This is a genomic window from Streptomyces sp. NPDC001889, assembly GCF_053594535.1.
Window position 1 is genome coordinate 132,847 of the sequence record NZ_JBSFER010000006.1, and the last position, 15,081, is coordinate 147,927.

Consider the following 15,081-nt stretch of genomic DNA (forward strand, 5'->3'; position numbering starts at 1 on the left):
GCACGACCCCTTCTCACGGAGGGCGCAAGCGGGCTTCGGGTGCTCCGGTCACGGGGGCCCGGGCAGCGGTGGCGCCCGACGCACCTCATCCGGCCTCTCGGGCGCTCTGTGCCGCCCGAGCGAGCGAGTAGGAAGAACGCATGCTCTACGCGGGAATCGCCTGGACCTCCGACGGCTACGACGTCGCCGTGCTCGACGCCGCGGGGAACCGGGCCCACGCCCCGACGCACTGGGGCGCGGAGCGGGTGCCCGAGCTGACCCGCTGGCTCGGCGAACGGGAACGGGAGTCCGGGCTGCCGTACGCCGTCGTCGTGGAGAGCACCAACGGGCTGCTGGACGGATTGCTGACGGCGGCCGGGCTCTCCGTCCACCGCGCCGACCCCTGGGTGCTCCCCGAACGCCCCGACTTCGGGTCCGTCCCGGCGCATGTCCTGGCCGACCGGGCGAGAACCGCCCTCGCCTCCCTCTCACCGCTGACGGCGGAGGGCGGCGGACAGACCGGGCGGGACGACGACTACCACGACGGCATCCGCCGCGGCGCGGCGGCGGAGTCCGCGCTCACCCGGGCGGGCCGCTGCTTCCGGCACGGCCCGCGCGACCGCCGGGAGATCGCCCTCACCTTCGACGACGGCCCCGATCCGGTCCACACCCGCGAAGTGCTCGGGATTCTCGAACGGTACGGGGTGCGGGCCACCTTCTTCTGTGTCGGTCTGCATGTGAACGCGCTCCCCGACGAGGTGCGGCGGATCACCGACGCGGGGCACAGCCTCGGCAACCACACCTGGTCGCACCCCTTCCTGCCCGATCTGACCGCCGCCCAGTTCCGGCTCCAGATCGAGCGCACCAGCGAGGCGTTCGAGCGGGCGGTCGGCATCACCCCGGACCTGTTCCGTCCGCCCTACGGCGCGCGCACCCCGGAGAGCCTGGCCGAACTGGCCGCGGGCGGACCGGCGCTGGCGCTCTGGGACGTCGACTCCTGGGACTGGGCCAGACAGGGCCCCGAGAAGATCACCAGAACCGTGCTCGACCACGCGCAGCCGGGCTCCATGATCCTGATGCACGACGGCGGCGGGGACCGCCGCCAGTCGGTGCAGGCGCTGCCCGCGGTGATCGAAGGGCTGCTGGATCGCGATCTCCGCTTTGTGCCGGCCGGTGAACTGCGCTCCGCCGCAGCGCTGGAGGCCGCTACGGAGAGGTCGTACTGAGCGGCCAGCGGCGGAGCCGGTAGGGCGTCCACCACAGATGGCGTCCCGCGCGGTGCAGCAGCCCCGCCCGCTGGTAGCGGCCGGTCACCGCCTCGGCGAGGCCGGTCGCCGGAACACCGCGCAGCAGCGGCTCGATGACCTGGTCGTGCTGGGGGTTGCGGATGACCAGGCGCCGGAACGAGTCCATCCGGTGATCGCGGACCTCGATGAAGCCGGGGCCGTGGCGGTAGCCGCACTTCGCGGCGTGGAACGAGTCGCGCCACTCGGCCGCGATGCCGTCACCCGCTCCGGCCCCGGCTCCGGCTCCCGTTCCGCCGTACACCGCGGCCGGGGGGTGCAGATGGCTGAGCGGCCGCCACTCCGGCTCCCCGGCCGGCAGCCGGATCGTCCAGTCGACGGCGATGCCGTGGCTGGTCAGCTCGCGGACCACGACGAGCGCGGCCACCGCCGCCGCGCCGCCGGCCTCGGCACCCTCCAGATCGACGGGGCCGCCCAGCCGGGCGAACCGGATGCCCCCGGCGGCGAGCCGCGCCACCGCGTCGAGCGGGTCGCCGAGGACATCGGTCTCACCGGCGTACATGCCCGGGAGCCGCATGGCCACCGGGTCGCGGTCGCGCCACAGGGCGAGGCGCACCGGCGGGTCAGCGCTCATCGGGTCCGCCTCCGCGGCTTCGGCGGTTCATCCGGCACCTCCGCGGCCTCCGTGCTCACCGGCGCCCTCCACGGCGGCCAGGGCGGGGACGACCGGACCGTCCGGCCGCGACGGGCGCCGCCGGACCCGCATCAGATCCTGGTTGGCCGAGGCGGGCACGACATGCACGGCGTGGCCGCCCTCGGCGAAGACCAGACCCAGCTCGCGCCAGCGGGCGAGCAGTTCGTCGATCCTCGCCCGGGTGACCCCGCCGTGCCCGGCCGCCGCCCCGCGCAGCAGCGCGTCCGGGCTGCGCGGTGTGTCCAGCAGCCGGAACACGGTGACCTCGACCGGGTCGGTGAGATCCAGCACCCGCCAGTCGAAACCGGGTCTCGTGTCGACGAGGACGATGTGCTCGCCCAGGTCGCAGTGGGTGAGCCGGCTGCGCACATAGCCGTCCGCCCAGGCGTCGACCGCCCGCCGCAGCCGGTCGACGCAGGAGGGGGTGATCCCCCGCCTCGGTGAGTCGAAGATATAGACGAGGTCGGCCAGTTCGGCTTCGGGGAGGTCGTAGACGTACCGGTAGTGCGCTGCGGGGCGCGGGATGCCGAAGCCCAGCTCCGGGCGGTCGAAGTAGGGGCTGAAGCGCTCCACCTTCAGCCGGGTGGCACCGGCCGGCGGGGTGAGGTGGTGCAGCGCGGGGAACTGGCCGATGACGGCGTCGTAGTCCGCGTCGCTCTCACCGGGGAACCCGTAGAGATAGTTCCAGCTCACCTTGGTGCCGACGGTCTCGGCGTCCCGCAGCATCCGTACGTTGAGACACCCCGTCACGCCCTTGTCCATGAGCCGCAACACCCTGCTGCTCAGATTCTCGATCCCGGGCTGGACATGGCTGACTCCGGCCGCGTGCAGGGTCGCGAGCTGGTCCCGGCGGAGGTTCGACTTGATCTCGTAGCCGATCCTCAGGTCGTGCCCGGACTCCGCGAGACGGGGCGCCACCGAGCCGAGATAGGCCATGTCGAGGATGTTGTCGGTGATCCAGATCTGGAGAATCCGGTGCCGTTCGACCAGGGCCAGCAGCTCGTCGACGAAGCGGTCCGCCTCCTTGCTGCGGAACTCCATGAACGAGCCGTTGAGCCCGCAGAAGGTGCAGTGGTGCTTCTCGCCCCACCAGCAGCCGCGCGAACCCTCCATGACGAGCCTCGGCTCGGCCCAGGAACCGGCGGTGGACCGGGCGTGGCGCTCGAAGTAGTCGCCGAAGTCGGGCGCCACCAGCGCACCCGGCGGCAGCGGGGCGGCGTTCATCGGGTTGGCGACACAGGTGCCGTCCGAGGTGCGCCAGCACAGGCCCGCGATCCCGGCGAGGGCCCGCTCGTCCCGTCCGCCGGCCAGGGCGGCCAGCAGCCGGGGGAACGCGGCCTCGCCCTCACCCCGGACGACGGCGTCGACCTGGGGGAAGTTGCGGTGCAGCGCCGCGCCCTGCGGGCCGTCGCAGTTCGCCCCGCCGAACACGGTCGTGACCCCGGGAGCCAGCTCCTTGACGGCGCGCGCCGCCGCCAGCGTCGCGGCGTTCTGCGCGAACATGGTGGTGAAGCCGACGACATCCGGCTCCAGGGCGACGATCCGGGCGGCGGTCTCGCGTACGAACAGCGGTGCCAGCTCGTGCAGTTCCCGGGTTCTCGCCAGCACCCCGTCGGCCACCTTGCCGTCGAGCCGCGCGGTGAACTCCCGCATCCGCCAGCGGGGACGGTCGTTCAGCGCCGCCGAGAAGATCCACTCGCTGAGCCCGGAGAAGTACGAGTTGGCGCAGAAGTCGTACTCCTCCGCGGAGAGTCCGGTGCGGGCGACGAGCCAGTCGGCGTACTCCAGGTTGGCGTGCACGACCGTGACATCGGCGTCCGGGAAGACATCGAGGACCCGGCGCCGGAGGATGCCGAGCGCCAGCGAGGGTGTGTCGATCGACGACCACGGCATGTCCACCAGGACGACGCGCGGGGCGGTCACCAGAGCCCGCGCCGGATCAGTGCGGCGCGGGCGGTGTCGCCCGCGGGGGTCGGGGTGGTCTCGAAGGCCGCGGCCACCCTCGGTGAGACCGTGCCGTGCGCGAACCCGGTGGGTGTGGCGAAGTACGCGTAGGGCACCGGCTCCCCCGTCTCCGGCCCCTCCCCCGCCGGGACGGGCGTGCGGCCGGCCCACCCGGCGACGGTCTCCGGCGGGTAGTGGCGGAGCGCCGCGTGTCCGTGGTCGGTGCGCACGATCCCCCCGGCCTCGATGTCGAACGACAGCGGCTGCTCGTTGAGGAGGGCGGGGAAGAGGGAGAGCAGCAGCTCATGACCCACGGTGCGCCGCAGTCGCGGACGGGCCTCCGCTTCGGGCAGGCCGAGCAGGAACCGGGCGAACGCCTCCTCCGCCGAGAGACCGCGCCCGGCGTAGGGGACCAGCCGGAAGGCACCGAAGTGCGGGGAGGTGAGGAAGGCGTCGATCAGCCCCGGCTCGGTGTGTCCGGCCGCCCGGAGAGTGCGCAGACTCTCCGGGAACGCGGCGGCGAGCCCGCCGTCCCGGCCGAGCCGGCGGATCTGGGAGCGGAGGCGGCGCGCGGCCGAGTCCAGTTCCCCGCAGTCGACCGTCTCCAGGCACTCCAGCTCGCCCGCGCTCTCCGCCACCGCCCCGGCGCCCTCGGCGGCGAGGCGCTCGCGCAGGCCGCCGTCGAGCAGGAGCCGCATGGTCAGCCCGGCGAGCCGCTCCTCGTCCAGCCCCTCCTCGCGCGGCAGCACCGCGCCGAGCGGGACCCCGCCGGGGGACGGGTGCGCGCTCCCGGGGGCGGTCTCCCCGTCCCGCCAGTCGCCGGCGAGGGCCCGCAGCCGCTCGTAATTCCGCCGGGACCGCTCGACCAGCCGGCCGTCCTCGCGGTACATCGGGTCCTCGTAACTGACACCGACGAGGTTCGGACAGCGCGGCAGCAGATACTCGGTCAGCTCCAGCTGCTCGTCGAGCAGGACACCGTGGTGCAGATCGCGGAACTTCCCGCCGACGAGCTGACAGCCCGACAGATGCAGTTCGCGGCAGCGGGAGAGCGGGAGGTCCTCGATCCCGTCGAACATGTTCCGGCCGGTGCGGCCCCGCAGCCACTGGTAGCTGAGCAGATGGCCGATGTCGAGGGTCACCGGCACGTCGGCGTCCTCGGCCAGCCGGGCGAAGTACACGAACGCGTCGGCCCCGCCGAGCCGGAACGAGCCGCCCTCGGTGAAGCCGGGGAACTCCACGTGCAGCGGGAGCGTGAGGCGCCGGGCGGTGTCCGCGGTGTTCCTGGTGGCGATCTCCAGTCCGCGTTCGGTCAGCGGCGGCGGCAGCGGATACGGCAGCGGGCAGCCGCGCAGGCTCCAGATCCCGAGGTCCTCCACCACCCAGGCGAGGTCGTGGCGGGCGGCCAGCTCATTGGTGAAGTCGATGGCGGGTCCCCGGTCGTAGGGCCCGGGGGCGCCCATGTTCAGCTCGGTCTGGTGGAGCGCCCGGAGGGTCCCGGGCGGCAGCTCCCCGTAGAAGCGGTCGTAGGCGGGGGCGTAGTCGGCCACCCGCACCTCGGCGCGCGAGCGCGGCTGGAACGAGGGGCACGCGTACGCGAAGTCGGAGCCGTGGCGCCGGAGGAACGCGCGGACGCGCGGTGAGATGTCCCCGCCGCCGGGCGTCTCCACGAAGCCGACGCCCCGGTTGCCCAGGGTCCCGCCTGCCCACGGCATATCCATGACCAGGCCGAGGCCCAGCCTGGTCGCGGTGGTGGGCGCTGCTGCCGTCACCACGGTCTCCTCCCGTCGTCGGCATCCGCCGTGCCGGTCCCGTCCTTCGCCGCGGCGGCTCCCCGCCACGGCCGGCCCGCCTCGGCTCCCGCCAGCCGGCGCAGCAGCAGCCGCCCGCGCGCGGTGCGCGCCACGAGCAGCCCGTCCGGGCGCTGTTCGACGTCCTGGCGCGGCAGCCCGTAGAACTGCTCCCGTACGAGATCGGCGATCACGATCCGGTCCCGGGAACCGGAACCGGAACCGACCCGGCCGGCCGCGGCCTCCGGGGGCACCGTCCGCACCCACGGGTGGGGCCGTACGCGCCCGGTCTCCCCGGGCTCCCCGGACCCTCCGGCCGCCGGGCGCTCGGGTGCGAACCGGCCCGGCCGGCCCGGGGTGACCGTGCGGAAGACGCGCTCCAGCCGGGCCAGCGCCTCGGCGCGCCCGGGGCCGCCGCCGACCGCCATCGGATAACCGACCCGGCCGGAGAGGTAGTTGAACTCGGGGTTCCCGGTGAGCGGTCCCGAGGTGTCCAGCGCGAGGCCGTACCGCTCCGGCCGGCGGGCGAGCAGGCTGCCGGGCTCGGCCACCAGCAGTTCCAGCGCGTCGATGCCGATCCTCTCCTGGTTCCTCCGGAGGAACCGGAGGGAGGCCTCGAACTCGGCCGGGGTCTCGTCCAGCACATGGCCCATCACCGAGAGCCGCATGGTGATGCCCGCGTCGGCGAGGTTGTCGACGATCCTCTGGTAGTCGGCCGCGCGCACCCCCCGGTCGAGCAGGTCGAGCAGGCGCTGCGAGGTTCCCTCGTACCCGATGGCGATCTGCGCGCAGCCGAGGCCGGCCAGTTCGCGGCAGAACTCCGGGTCGGTCAGGCCGCGCTCCAGCCGGCCGCGCACATCGAACCGGACGCGCACACCGCGCTCCCGGGCCAGCCGCATCGCCCGTGCGATCAGCCGGAGGTTGGTGTTCTCGTCCGCTATCGCCAGCAGACTCACCCCCGTGGTGCGGACGATCCGCTCCACCGCGTCGGCGAGCTGTCCCGCCGTGCCCTGCTGGTACGCGCCGGGGGCGAGGGAGCGGTTGCCGTACGAGCAGAAGGCGCACCGGCCCCAGTAGCAGCCGACGCAGGAGACCAGCGCCAGCTGGGTGGTCTCGGCGAGATACCCGTGGATCGGCAGACCGGAGAAGTCGGGCGGCCCGTGGTCGCGGAAGCGCAGCCGCACCGGAACGGCGGACCTGCGGGCGGGGCCGTCGGGCGAGGGCCAGGTCATACCGGGTACGTCGGCCTGCGGCAGAGTCCCGTCGAGTGCGTCGAGCCAGCGTTCCAGCGGCTCCTCGCCCGCCGTGAAGCAGAGGGCGTCGACGCTCTCGCGCACACCCGCGAGCACCGCGAGGGCCTCATGCCGGAGCATCACCTGCTGGCCGCCGAGGCAGACGCGCGCGCCGGGGCTGAGCCGCCGCACCCAGGCGGCGACCAGCAGCGCCGGGGCCAACTGGCTGAAGAACGCGACGGAGAGACCGACCACCCGGGGCCGGTGCCGGATCAGCAGGGCGGCGACCAGGCGGTGGAGCCGCTCGACCGCGGCACCGGACGCACGGGGCGGTGCGGCGGCGGCCGCGCGGACGGCGGAGTCGAGCTGCCCGAGGTCGTGCCAGGCACGGGTGAGAAGGGTGTCGCGCACCAGGAGTTCGACCGCGTTCCCGGCGAGGCGGAGCGCGTCGGCCGCAGCCGGCTCGTCCGTCGCCCGGACCGGCTCCTTCCGCTCACTGCCGGCCGGGACATGGACACGGAGTCCGGCGGCGTGCCGGGCCACCACATCGGCCATGGTCCGCTGGTACCAGCCGTCCAGGCCGGTGCCGGCGCGGTCGCGGACCGCGCCGGCCAGGACCTCCGGATGGCGCAGTACGTCGTGCAGCAGCCCGATGTTGAGATCGGCCTGATGAACGCGGCGGCCCCGGCGCCGCAGATGACCGGTGAGATACGGCAGGCTCAGATACGGGAAGAATCTGGCCTCGGTCTGCGGCGGAAAGATCAGAAGGGTGTCGACCGGCCCACCGCCGCCCGCTGGTTGGGACGACACTCGCACGCGGCTGCCCGGAGTCCTAGCGCAGGACGTCTTCCTCGTTGCCCGCCGTGATGTACGTGTACGAGTGGTAGGCGCCGCCTATCTTCAGCTCGCTGGATTCGATCACTTCGAGTCCGTCGAGTTCGGCGAAATCGTCCGCTGCCGTCTCCACGGTCGCCTCGGGCCGTACAGCGCTCATGGGGGTCCTCCCTGAATGCGGTGGCTGAGTCATTCGCACGATAGCGCGGGGAATCCTCGTGTCAACGGCGCTGCGGGAATCGGGTCCCGGTATCCGCGAGGAAGCGCTCCACCCACCGCTCCGTGGTCGCGTCCGCCTGCCGCGCGATTCCGGGTGCGGGAATCCGGTCCGGGGCCGCCGCGCCCAGATGGGCCAGACACTCCCGGACGCGCTCGTCGTAGTGGGCGGTCAGATCCTCGTAGACGACGGTATGGGGGGTGATTCCGTGCCGGTCGAAGTACCCGTCCCAGGTCGCCGCGTCATGGTCCAGCATGAGCAGATGGCGCTGGATGCCGTCGCGGTCGTAGCGCGGGCCCGGCCCGGGCGGCCCCTCGGGGAGGTACACCCCGTCCCGTATCCAGACGCCCGTCTGCTCGGCCAGGGTGTACGAGACCGCCTGGCGCAGCCGGTCGCGGCGCTCGATGCGGATATAGCGCGGGGACGACATCAACTCGTGGAGATCGGCTTCCAGCGCGGCCAGATGACCGGCGTGGACCTTGATACCGAAAACGCCGTTGGGGCTGGTGCGGAACCTCATCAGGGCGCGGAGATGACTCGCGGGCAGTCCGTCCGGATCGTCGGCGGTGAATCCCCACCGCTCGAAGCAGTCGAGGACATGGGTGTCGGCGAGATAGTCCTCGGGGAAACCGGCGGCTCCCGTGTGCCAGAGCGCGCGGGCGAGCATATTGCTGCCGCACCGGGGGGTCGACGCCAGAACATAGCGGACCGGTGGCAGGCCGGCGAAGAACGGGAAGTCGAATTCCGGGCCGTTGGTGCGATAGCGAAGCGTCACGGTGGAGGAGGCTCCCATCGGCCCGGCTCGGGGACAAGGGGCCGGGCGGCGGGGAGCCGGCGGCTCGGCGGCGGGCGGACCGGACCGCGCCGGCCGGCGAACGGCCGCCGGACCGGTCGCGGCGGGCGGCGGCGGGCGCCGATGTCGTCGGGTCGGTGCGCACGGGTTCCCCGCTGCTCGGCGCCGCCGGACTCGCGGAGCGGCGGGCCACCACCCACTGGCCTCTCCGGGATCTGCTGCCCCGGTTCGGGGCGGTGCCGGTCGCCGAACGCCGAACGCCCCGCCGAGGACGGGCGCTCCGTCACCGCCGCCGGGGTGCCGGCCCGGCTGAGCGGCTGAACTCCGCCGCTCCCGCGCCGGGGAGGCGGGTCAGGGTATGTCGTGCTGCCAGTCCCATCTGCTTCCCCCGCCGGGGCGCGGACCGTACAGAGCCCGGCCGCCCGGTCCGTAGCGGCCGATCTCGGTGCTCAGGGCCGCGCCGGCTGCCAGCGCCTCCCGTGTCCACCCGGTCACATCCAGCAGCAGTCCGTCCAGGGGCCCGCCTACCAGCTCCGCATAGGTCCTGCCGGGGCGCGGGCCGGGGTCGGGGTCGTCGTGGTCGGCGCCGTAGACCCGGCCCCGCAAGATCTGTTCGTCCATGTGTGCCAGCATTCCAGCCGCCACTGACAGTCGGCCGTGTATCACGTGCATGAGTACGCGTACTCATGCGACCGGGCCGCTCGTCCCCGCAGACTGCGGGTCCGTCACCGAACACCGGGGAGTGGGCATGGGACAGGGAAGACCGGCTCTGACGATGATGGCGGTCGCTGCCCTCGGGCTGGCGGCTCTGGCCGCGGGACCCGTTGCCGCGGCGAGCGAACCGCTGCTGCCCCACCCGGGCCCGGAGGGTCTGGTCTGGGTCGAGGAGCAGCGGGGGGACGGCGGCGTCGTGTCGGGCGGTGCGCATCCGGAGCTGCCGACCGTGCTGACGGTGGCGTGCGAGGGCGGCAGTGTGCGGGTGACGATGGAGTCGCAGCAGAACGAGGTCGCGGCGTTCACCGTCAACTGTCCCGCCGGGGCCTCCGGTGCCGGCTCCCTGACCATGGACGCGGGCATCGTGCGCCCGGGTTCCTTCACCGTGGGGGTCGACGCCTCCGCGCAGACCGTCCGGTGGGCGCTGACGGTGACCCAGCCGGAGTAGCCGGAGTAGTGGCCGGGTCCCCGGCCCCGGGGCACGCGCGCGCTCCGGCCCGTGCGCGGGAGGCGACGGACCGGAGCGGGCACGGCACGGCTACGGCGAGCCGGCCGTCACTTGGTGCAGGAACACGGTGAGGACACGGTGACGCGGACGTCGTCGACGACGGGTCCGTAGGCGCCGCCCACCGTGCTGGCGAAGCCGAGGGTCGTCGACGCCGCGTTGGCCACGAACGTCACCTGCCGCTGCACATAGCCCATGGAGGCGAAGGTCTTCCCGGTGGAGTCGAACGAGAAGTCCTGGAAGTTCTGCCCGTCGACCAGGACCCTGCCGGTCTTCACCGCCGGGCCGCCCGCGGGGTTCGACGCGAGTGCGTAGGTGACGGTGTAGGTCCGCCCCGGGATGGTGGTGAACGTCTGCGCCACCGAACCCGCCGCGCCGGCGTTGAGGTCGACGGACTGATCGCCCTCCGCCGCCTGCCAGAATCCGGCACCGATCAGGTCAACGGCCCCCGAGGTGACCTTCCACGGCCCGATCGACTGCCCGCTGCCGACGGTGGTGAACGAGTTCGCCGGCGCGGTGGGGTACTCGAAACTGCCATCGTCGAACCGGCTGAGGGCGGCCGCGGACGGGGCCGCCGAGACCGCACCCGTCCCGGCCGTGAGAAGCCCCGCCGCGACAGCGGCAACGACCAGGGAACGTACGACTACCATGACTGCCTCCCGAAGAGGGTGGGATCTCCGTACAACACGATCAGCATCCCGGGAGGCCGGAAGGGGTGAGAAGGCGTGAGCCCAGGCGTGCGGAAGTGCCGGACAGGGCGCGTGATCCACGAGCGCACCACCGCGCTCCAACGAGCCGCTCCGACCGCGTCCCCCGGAGTGCCGGGCGGGCGGGGAAGCCGGCCCGCCACCCCGTCGTAGGGGATCTCACCCGTGGACGGTGAGGTTCCGCTCCCGCCGGCCGGACCCGTCGGGGTGCCGGGCCGGTGGCGGCGGGGGCGCGGGGGCCAGCCGGCCGGCGAGATGTCCGAGGGCGAGAAGGGCGAAGGCGTCGGCGAGAGCGGGGACACGGAAGAGGAAGGGGCGCGGGCCGATGGAGTCCGGAACCCCGTCGATGGAACCGTCGGACCGCTGCCGGGCCAGCAGATACGCGGCGCCGCGCCCGGCCGCGCCGGGTGTGCCGCCGTGCGAGCCGAGCACCACCAGGGCGTAGGCGGTGCTGAGCGCGTCGCTCGCCGCGCCGGACGTGCCGCCCCAGCCGCCGTCGGTGTTCTGGGAGCCCGCCACCAGGCGCACCGCGCGCGAGATCACACGGTGGGCCGGGCTGCCGGGTGAGGTGTGGTCCGGGTGGCGGCCCGCGGCGAGAACGGCGCGGAAGACGGTGTGGTGACGGCTGGTGCTCCAGTCGGGCGGGAAGGAGCCGTCCCGGTGCTGCTGGGAGGCGAGGAAGGCGAGCGCCGCCTCCACCTCGGTGGGCTGCCGGTGGTCCTGGGTGCTGAGGGCGTTGACGGCCGCCGCGGTCATACAGGCCTCCGACGGCGCGCCCGAACCGTAGGTGGGGAAGCCGCCGTCGGCGCCCCGCAGGGGGAGGAGGAAGTCGATGGCACGGCCGATCGGCGCCCGGTGGGCGACGGGATCGGCGAGATGGAGGGCCTCGGTCGCCGCCGAGGTGCAGTCCACGTCGGAGAGATGGGCGTCCTCGGAGTAGGACCAGCCGCCGTCGCTCCGCTGGAGGCGCAGGAGACGGCGGGTGACGGCGTCCAGGAGCGGCCGGTCGGCGCCGGCGGTGTGCAGGGCGACTCCGGTGACGGCGGTGAGCCAGGTGTCCTCGTCGCGGATGAACGGCAGCCCGCCGTCGGGGCGCTGGTGTTCCAGCGCGCCGCGTATCCCCTCGGCCACCGTCTCCCGGTGGCCGGGCAGCCGGTCCAGGGCGTGCAGCACGCAGAGGTGGACGAGGAGGTTGCCCTGCCACACCCGGCCGGGGCGCTGGGTGGAGCGCAGCAGCTCCACGTCCCGGGGACCGATCGGTACGGAGCGGCCCCGGGCCCCCGCCTGGATCACCTTGACCGCCGTGACCTGGACGCGCGCCCAGCTCTGCAGACCGTCGAGGCGGTACGCGGCCGGGGGCGGGGGTTCCGCCGTGGCGGAGCCGGCGCCCAGCAGCAGGAGGATGGTGTGCAGCAGGGCCTGTTTGCGGGCTCCGGTGAAGTCCGGCACCCGGGCCAGGAACCCGTCCATGTCGAACGCCCGGTCCGCGCCGGGGCGCCCGCCGAGCGCGGCATCGGCCAGGAACCGGTCCAGTGGTACGGGGGAGGCGCGGTGCGCGGTGAGGTAGCCCGCGACCCGTGCGCGGGCCGCGGGCTCCGCGCGGGTGCGGTCCAGCAGGGAGAGCAGCAGCGCGGATTCCAGCACCCGGCTGTGGCAGGGGTCGTGGACCCGGCCGTCGGGGTCCGTCCGTTCCCGGATGCGGTCCCGGAGCCGGTGGGTGGCCTCCGTCAGGCCCTCCGGTAACGCCGTGCGGGGCCACTGGGGCAGTCCTCCGGAGTGAGCAGGTCTCATCACGGTCCGATCCGGGCGCCCCGGGGACGCCCTCGCAGGGTGGGGCCCGGCGGTGCCGGACCCGGGAACGGGGGGACGGCACCCGGTGCCGCGGCGCTCATCCGGATGTTCTGGCCCGGTCGGCGGCGGGGCCCGGTGCTGTCACCGGGTCCGGGGCGCGCTCCGGTGCAGGCGCCCGGCCCGGAGCGGAACCCGGTGCAGGCGCCCGGCCCGGAGCGGAACCCGGTGCAGGCATCGCGTCCGGGGTGAACCGGCCGGTGATCGCCAGCCAGTGGAGGGTGGCGCTCTGGAACCTCTCCACCAGGTCCACATAGCGGCCCAGCCCGCGGGCGGTGTCCGCCGGCAGACCCGGCACCGCGTCCCGCAGCGCGGACGCGGTCGAGGCGAACAGGGCGCGGCGTTCGCCGATCATCGCGGTGGCCCGGGCCCGGGCCACCGCCCTCGTACAGCGTGACTCCCTCATCAGGACCGTCACCAGGTTGTCCTGTCCGGCCGCCGTGTCGTCCGCCTGCGAGGCCAGGTCGTTCGACCAGCCCGCGATGTCCGCGACCGACCGCCGCAGCGTCTCCACCCCGGCGTCGATCCGCGGGTGTTCCACCAGAGGGGTGTGGCCGGTGGCCTCCAGCACGTCGAGCATCGGCAGCAGGGTGATCGTGCGGCGGCGCAGCCGCACATACTCCGCCGGCGACAGCCGGACCCCGGCCCGCCGTACGGCGGCCTCCTCGTGCGAGGCACTCAGGAAGTCGCCGTAGTCGGCGGCGAAGCGCCGCCGCCACCGGGGCGGCATGCCCACGCGGGTGTGTTCCCACAGGGCCTCCAGGACCGCGGCGTGCGGCGCCTCGGCCCGCCGGGCGGCCGGTGCGAGGACGTGGGCCAGTGGTGCGGTGAAACGTTCCAGCTCACCGGGGGCCGAGCCCAGCCCCTCCCGGTCGATGTGGTCGTCGACCCAGCAGATGAACGCCGCCCACCGCGCGGTCAGCACCACATCCGCCGGGGCTCCGGCCGGCAGGGCACCGGCGGCGAGCACGTCCAGCCGCATCGAGGCGAGTCTCCGCTCCTGTGCTCCGTCCGTCACCAGACCGGCTTTCCGCGCCCAGGCCGGAAGGGCGGAGGCGAGATCCCCTCGTGACACGGGAGATGCGTCCATGGGCCGAGCCTGGCAGAGCGCAATCGAACAGAAGAGTGGTTTCAGCGTCAGATCCGGAGGTCGCCCCTGAGCCAGCGCCTCCCGCGCCCCCGCGCGCCGGGCCACTTCGGCGGAATCCCCTCCACCGGGTGGCCGCCGGTGAGGCGCCGGTGAGGCGCCGGAAAACCGGTGGAGCGGTGGCGCCGGAGGCCACTACCGTGCTGCCGCACCCAGTCGTCCAGGCAAGGACACACCGTTGTACACCCTGTGAGACCTCCCGAGCGCTGAATCGTCGCGCGTCGCGCCTGTGCGCCGCGCTCCTTCCTGCTGCGGACTTCTCACTGGAATCGGTGTACTTCTGTGCTCTTCACCTGGGCCGTCGTGCCCACCCGTCTGCCACTCGTCCGCCGCCGCTGCCACGGGTGCGCGTCCGAGCGCTTCCGGACGAGCGGAAAATTCCGCGTCAACGCACACCACAAGCTCCTCGACGCCTGGCTCCTCGCGCTCTGCGCCAACTGCGGGGACACCACGAAGCTCACGGTCCTGGAGCGCGCGAGGGTGCGCTCCCTGCGGCCCGGGCTGCTGGACCGGCTGCACGGCAACGACCCCGCTCTGGCAGCGGAGCTGCTCCACGATCCGGCCGTGCGGCGGCGCAATCGCGTCTCCCTCGACTGGGCCGGCGCCTGGCGTCTCGACACCGGCGGATCGGATCATCTGGACCGCGAGGCGATCGACGTCTCGGTCCGCTTCACGGCACGGATACCCGTCCGGCCGGTGGGGCTGATCGCTGAGGGCTGCGGCCTTCCGCGAGCCGGGGTCGAGCGGCTGATCACGGAGGGGAAGGCCGTATCGGCGGTCCGGCTGAGCGGCAGGCTCTCCGGCGACTTCACCTTCTCGCTCAAGCGCTGAGCCCTCCCCGGGGCGATCTCGGGGGGTCTGTCCGGCGGTGTCCGCCGGACAGACCCTAAGGGGCCTCGACACCGGCGACCCGGTATCTGCTCACCTCGGCGCCCAGGATCTGCGCCGTCCACTCGGGCTCCGGGCCCGCGCCGCGGAAGCGTTCGAGATCCGCGTCCGACTCCCACCGTTCGTGGACATTGATCCGGTCCGGCCGCACCAGGTCGGCGGAGAGCGCGAAGTCCAGACAGCCGGGGGCGGCCCGGGCCTGCTCGACGACGTTCGCGCACCCGGCCAGACAGGCGTCACGGGTGGCGGGGTCCACGGACAGCGTCCCGGCGATAATGATCACAGCGCTCCTCGGTGCTCTCGGCTGCCGGCCCCGGTGGGGGTCGGCGGCGGCCATCAGCGGCCATCAGCGGGTTGACCCCGGCGGCCCCGGGAACTCATCGGTCCCACGCGGCTCACCCTTCCACGCGTCCTTCGGCTCCCGCTCCCGTGGGATGATCACGGGCCCTCGCGCGTATCCGGCCGGCCACGCCACGGGCCGCGCGGGAGCCGGGCGCCGTCCGCTGCCGTGGAGCGGGGGTGGGCAAAGGGGCGCGGTGACCGTGCTC

General features: G+C 73.8%; 14 protein-coding genes. 3 read left to right on the top strand and 11 right to left on the bottom strand.

All coding sequences use genetic code 11. The features are described from left to right. Nucleotides 1-140: 140 nt before the first annotated feature. Nucleotides 141-1,205: a polysaccharide deacetylase family protein gene (locus tag ACWCRA_RS08430; RefSeq protein ID WP_451067091.1), complete on the top strand. Its 1,065-nt coding sequence runs from the start codon at nt 141-143 to the stop codon at nt 1,203-1,205. On the opposite strand, the gene ACWCRA_RS08435 is transcribed toward ACWCRA_RS08430, so the two are convergent. The 7 genes from ACWCRA_RS08435 to ACWCRA_RS08465 all read right to left on the bottom strand — a co-directional run bounded on the left by ACWCRA_RS08435 (nt 1,186) and on the right by ACWCRA_RS08465 (nt 9,345). Continuing rightward, nucleotides 1,186-1,857, bottom strand: coding sequence for a DUF5825 family protein (locus ACWCRA_RS08435; RefSeq protein WP_351558468.1), 672 nt, complete (start codon nt 1,855-1,857; stop codon nt 1,186-1,188). The two genes, ACWCRA_RS08430 and ACWCRA_RS08435, sit on opposite strands and share 20 nt — an antisense overlap. A gap of 27 nt (nt 1,858-1,884) precedes the next feature. Beyond that, nucleotides 1,885-3,840, bottom strand: coding sequence for a RiPP maturation radical SAM C-methyltransferase (locus tag ACWCRA_RS08440; protein ID WP_351558466.1), 1,956 nt, complete (start codon nt 3,838-3,840; stop codon nt 1,885-1,887). Next, nucleotides 3,837-5,630, bottom strand: a complete 1,794-nt coding sequence (locus ACWCRA_RS08445) for a multinuclear nonheme iron-dependent oxidase (RefSeq protein WP_451067092.1) — start codon at nt 5,628-5,630, stop codon at nt 3,837-3,839. The genes ACWCRA_RS08440 and ACWCRA_RS08445 overlap by 4 nt, the downstream gene beginning before the upstream one ends. Further along, nucleotides 5,627-7,690 (bottom strand): B12-binding domain-containing radical SAM protein, encoded by a 2,064-nt coding sequence (locus tag ACWCRA_RS08450; protein WP_451067093.1) that lies wholly within the window; start codon nt 7,688-7,690, stop codon nt 5,627-5,629. Before ACWCRA_RS08450 ends, ACWCRA_RS08445 begins: the two co-directional genes overlap by 4 nt. A gap of 22 nt (nt 7,691-7,712) precedes the next feature. Beyond that, complete coding sequence (locus ACWCRA_RS08455) at nt 7,713-7,874, bottom strand: hypothetical protein (protein WP_351558460.1); 162 nt, start codon at nt 7,872-7,874, stop codon at nt 7,713-7,715. A gap of 61 nt (nt 7,875-7,935) precedes the next feature. Next, nucleotides 7,936-8,706, bottom strand: a complete 771-nt coding sequence (locus tag ACWCRA_RS08460; RefSeq protein WP_351558458.1) for a Stf0 family sulfotransferase — start codon at nt 8,704-8,706, stop codon at nt 7,936-7,938. 369 nt (nt 8,707-9,075) lie between these two features. Continuing rightward, the gene (locus ACWCRA_RS08465) at nt 9,076-9,345 is read right to left on the bottom strand and encodes a hypothetical protein (RefSeq protein WP_351558456.1); all 270 of its coding nucleotides are present in this window, start codon (nt 9,343-9,345) and stop codon (nt 9,076-9,078) included. Between the two features lie 127 nt (nt 9,346-9,472). Between ACWCRA_RS08465 and ACWCRA_RS08470 the strand changes: the two genes are divergently transcribed. Then, the gene (locus tag ACWCRA_RS08470; protein WP_451067094.1) at nt 9,473-9,886 is read left to right on the top strand and encodes a hypothetical protein; all 414 of its coding nucleotides are present in this window, start codon (nt 9,473-9,475) and stop codon (nt 9,884-9,886) included. Between the two features lie 107 nt (nt 9,887-9,993). Here ACWCRA_RS08470 and ACWCRA_RS08475 read toward each other — a convergent pair whose 3' ends face one another. From ACWCRA_RS08475 to ACWCRA_RS08485, 3 genes are all read right to left on the bottom strand, one after another. After that, nucleotides 9,994-10,593, bottom strand: coding sequence for a choice-of-anchor C family protein (locus ACWCRA_RS08475; protein ID WP_351558452.1), 600 nt, complete (start codon nt 10,591-10,593; stop codon nt 9,994-9,996). Between the two features lie 216 nt (nt 10,594-10,809). Next, the gene (locus tag ACWCRA_RS08480) at nt 10,810-12,441 is read right to left on the bottom strand and encodes a prenyltransferase/squalene oxidase repeat-containing protein (RefSeq protein ID WP_351558450.1); all 1,632 of its coding nucleotides are present in this window, start codon (nt 12,439-12,441) and stop codon (nt 10,810-10,812) included. A 97-nt stretch (nt 12,442-12,538) separates the two neighbouring features. Further along, the gene (locus ACWCRA_RS08485) at nt 12,539-13,588 is read right to left on the bottom strand and encodes a terpene synthase family protein (protein ID WP_451067095.1); all 1,050 of its coding nucleotides are present in this window, start codon (nt 13,586-13,588) and stop codon (nt 12,539-12,541) included. A gap of 339 nt (nt 13,589-13,927) precedes the next feature. Here ACWCRA_RS08485 and ACWCRA_RS08490 point away from each other — a divergent pair, with 339 nt between their 5' ends. Then, nucleotides 13,928-14,476 carry a DUF1062 domain-containing protein gene (locus ACWCRA_RS08490; protein ID WP_351542744.1) on the top strand — a complete coding sequence of 183 codons (549 nt, stop codon included), beginning with the start codon at nt 13,928-13,930 and terminating at the stop codon, nt 14,474-14,476. Nucleotides 14,477-14,531: 55 nt separating this feature from the next. Here the strand turns inward: ACWCRA_RS08490 and ACWCRA_RS08495 are convergent, their stop codons facing one another. Then, entirely contained in the window at nt 14,532-14,816 is a 285-nt protein-coding gene (locus ACWCRA_RS08495; RefSeq protein WP_351542747.1) for a putative quinol monooxygenase, read from the bottom strand. Nucleotides 14,817-15,081 lie beyond the last annotated feature (265 nt).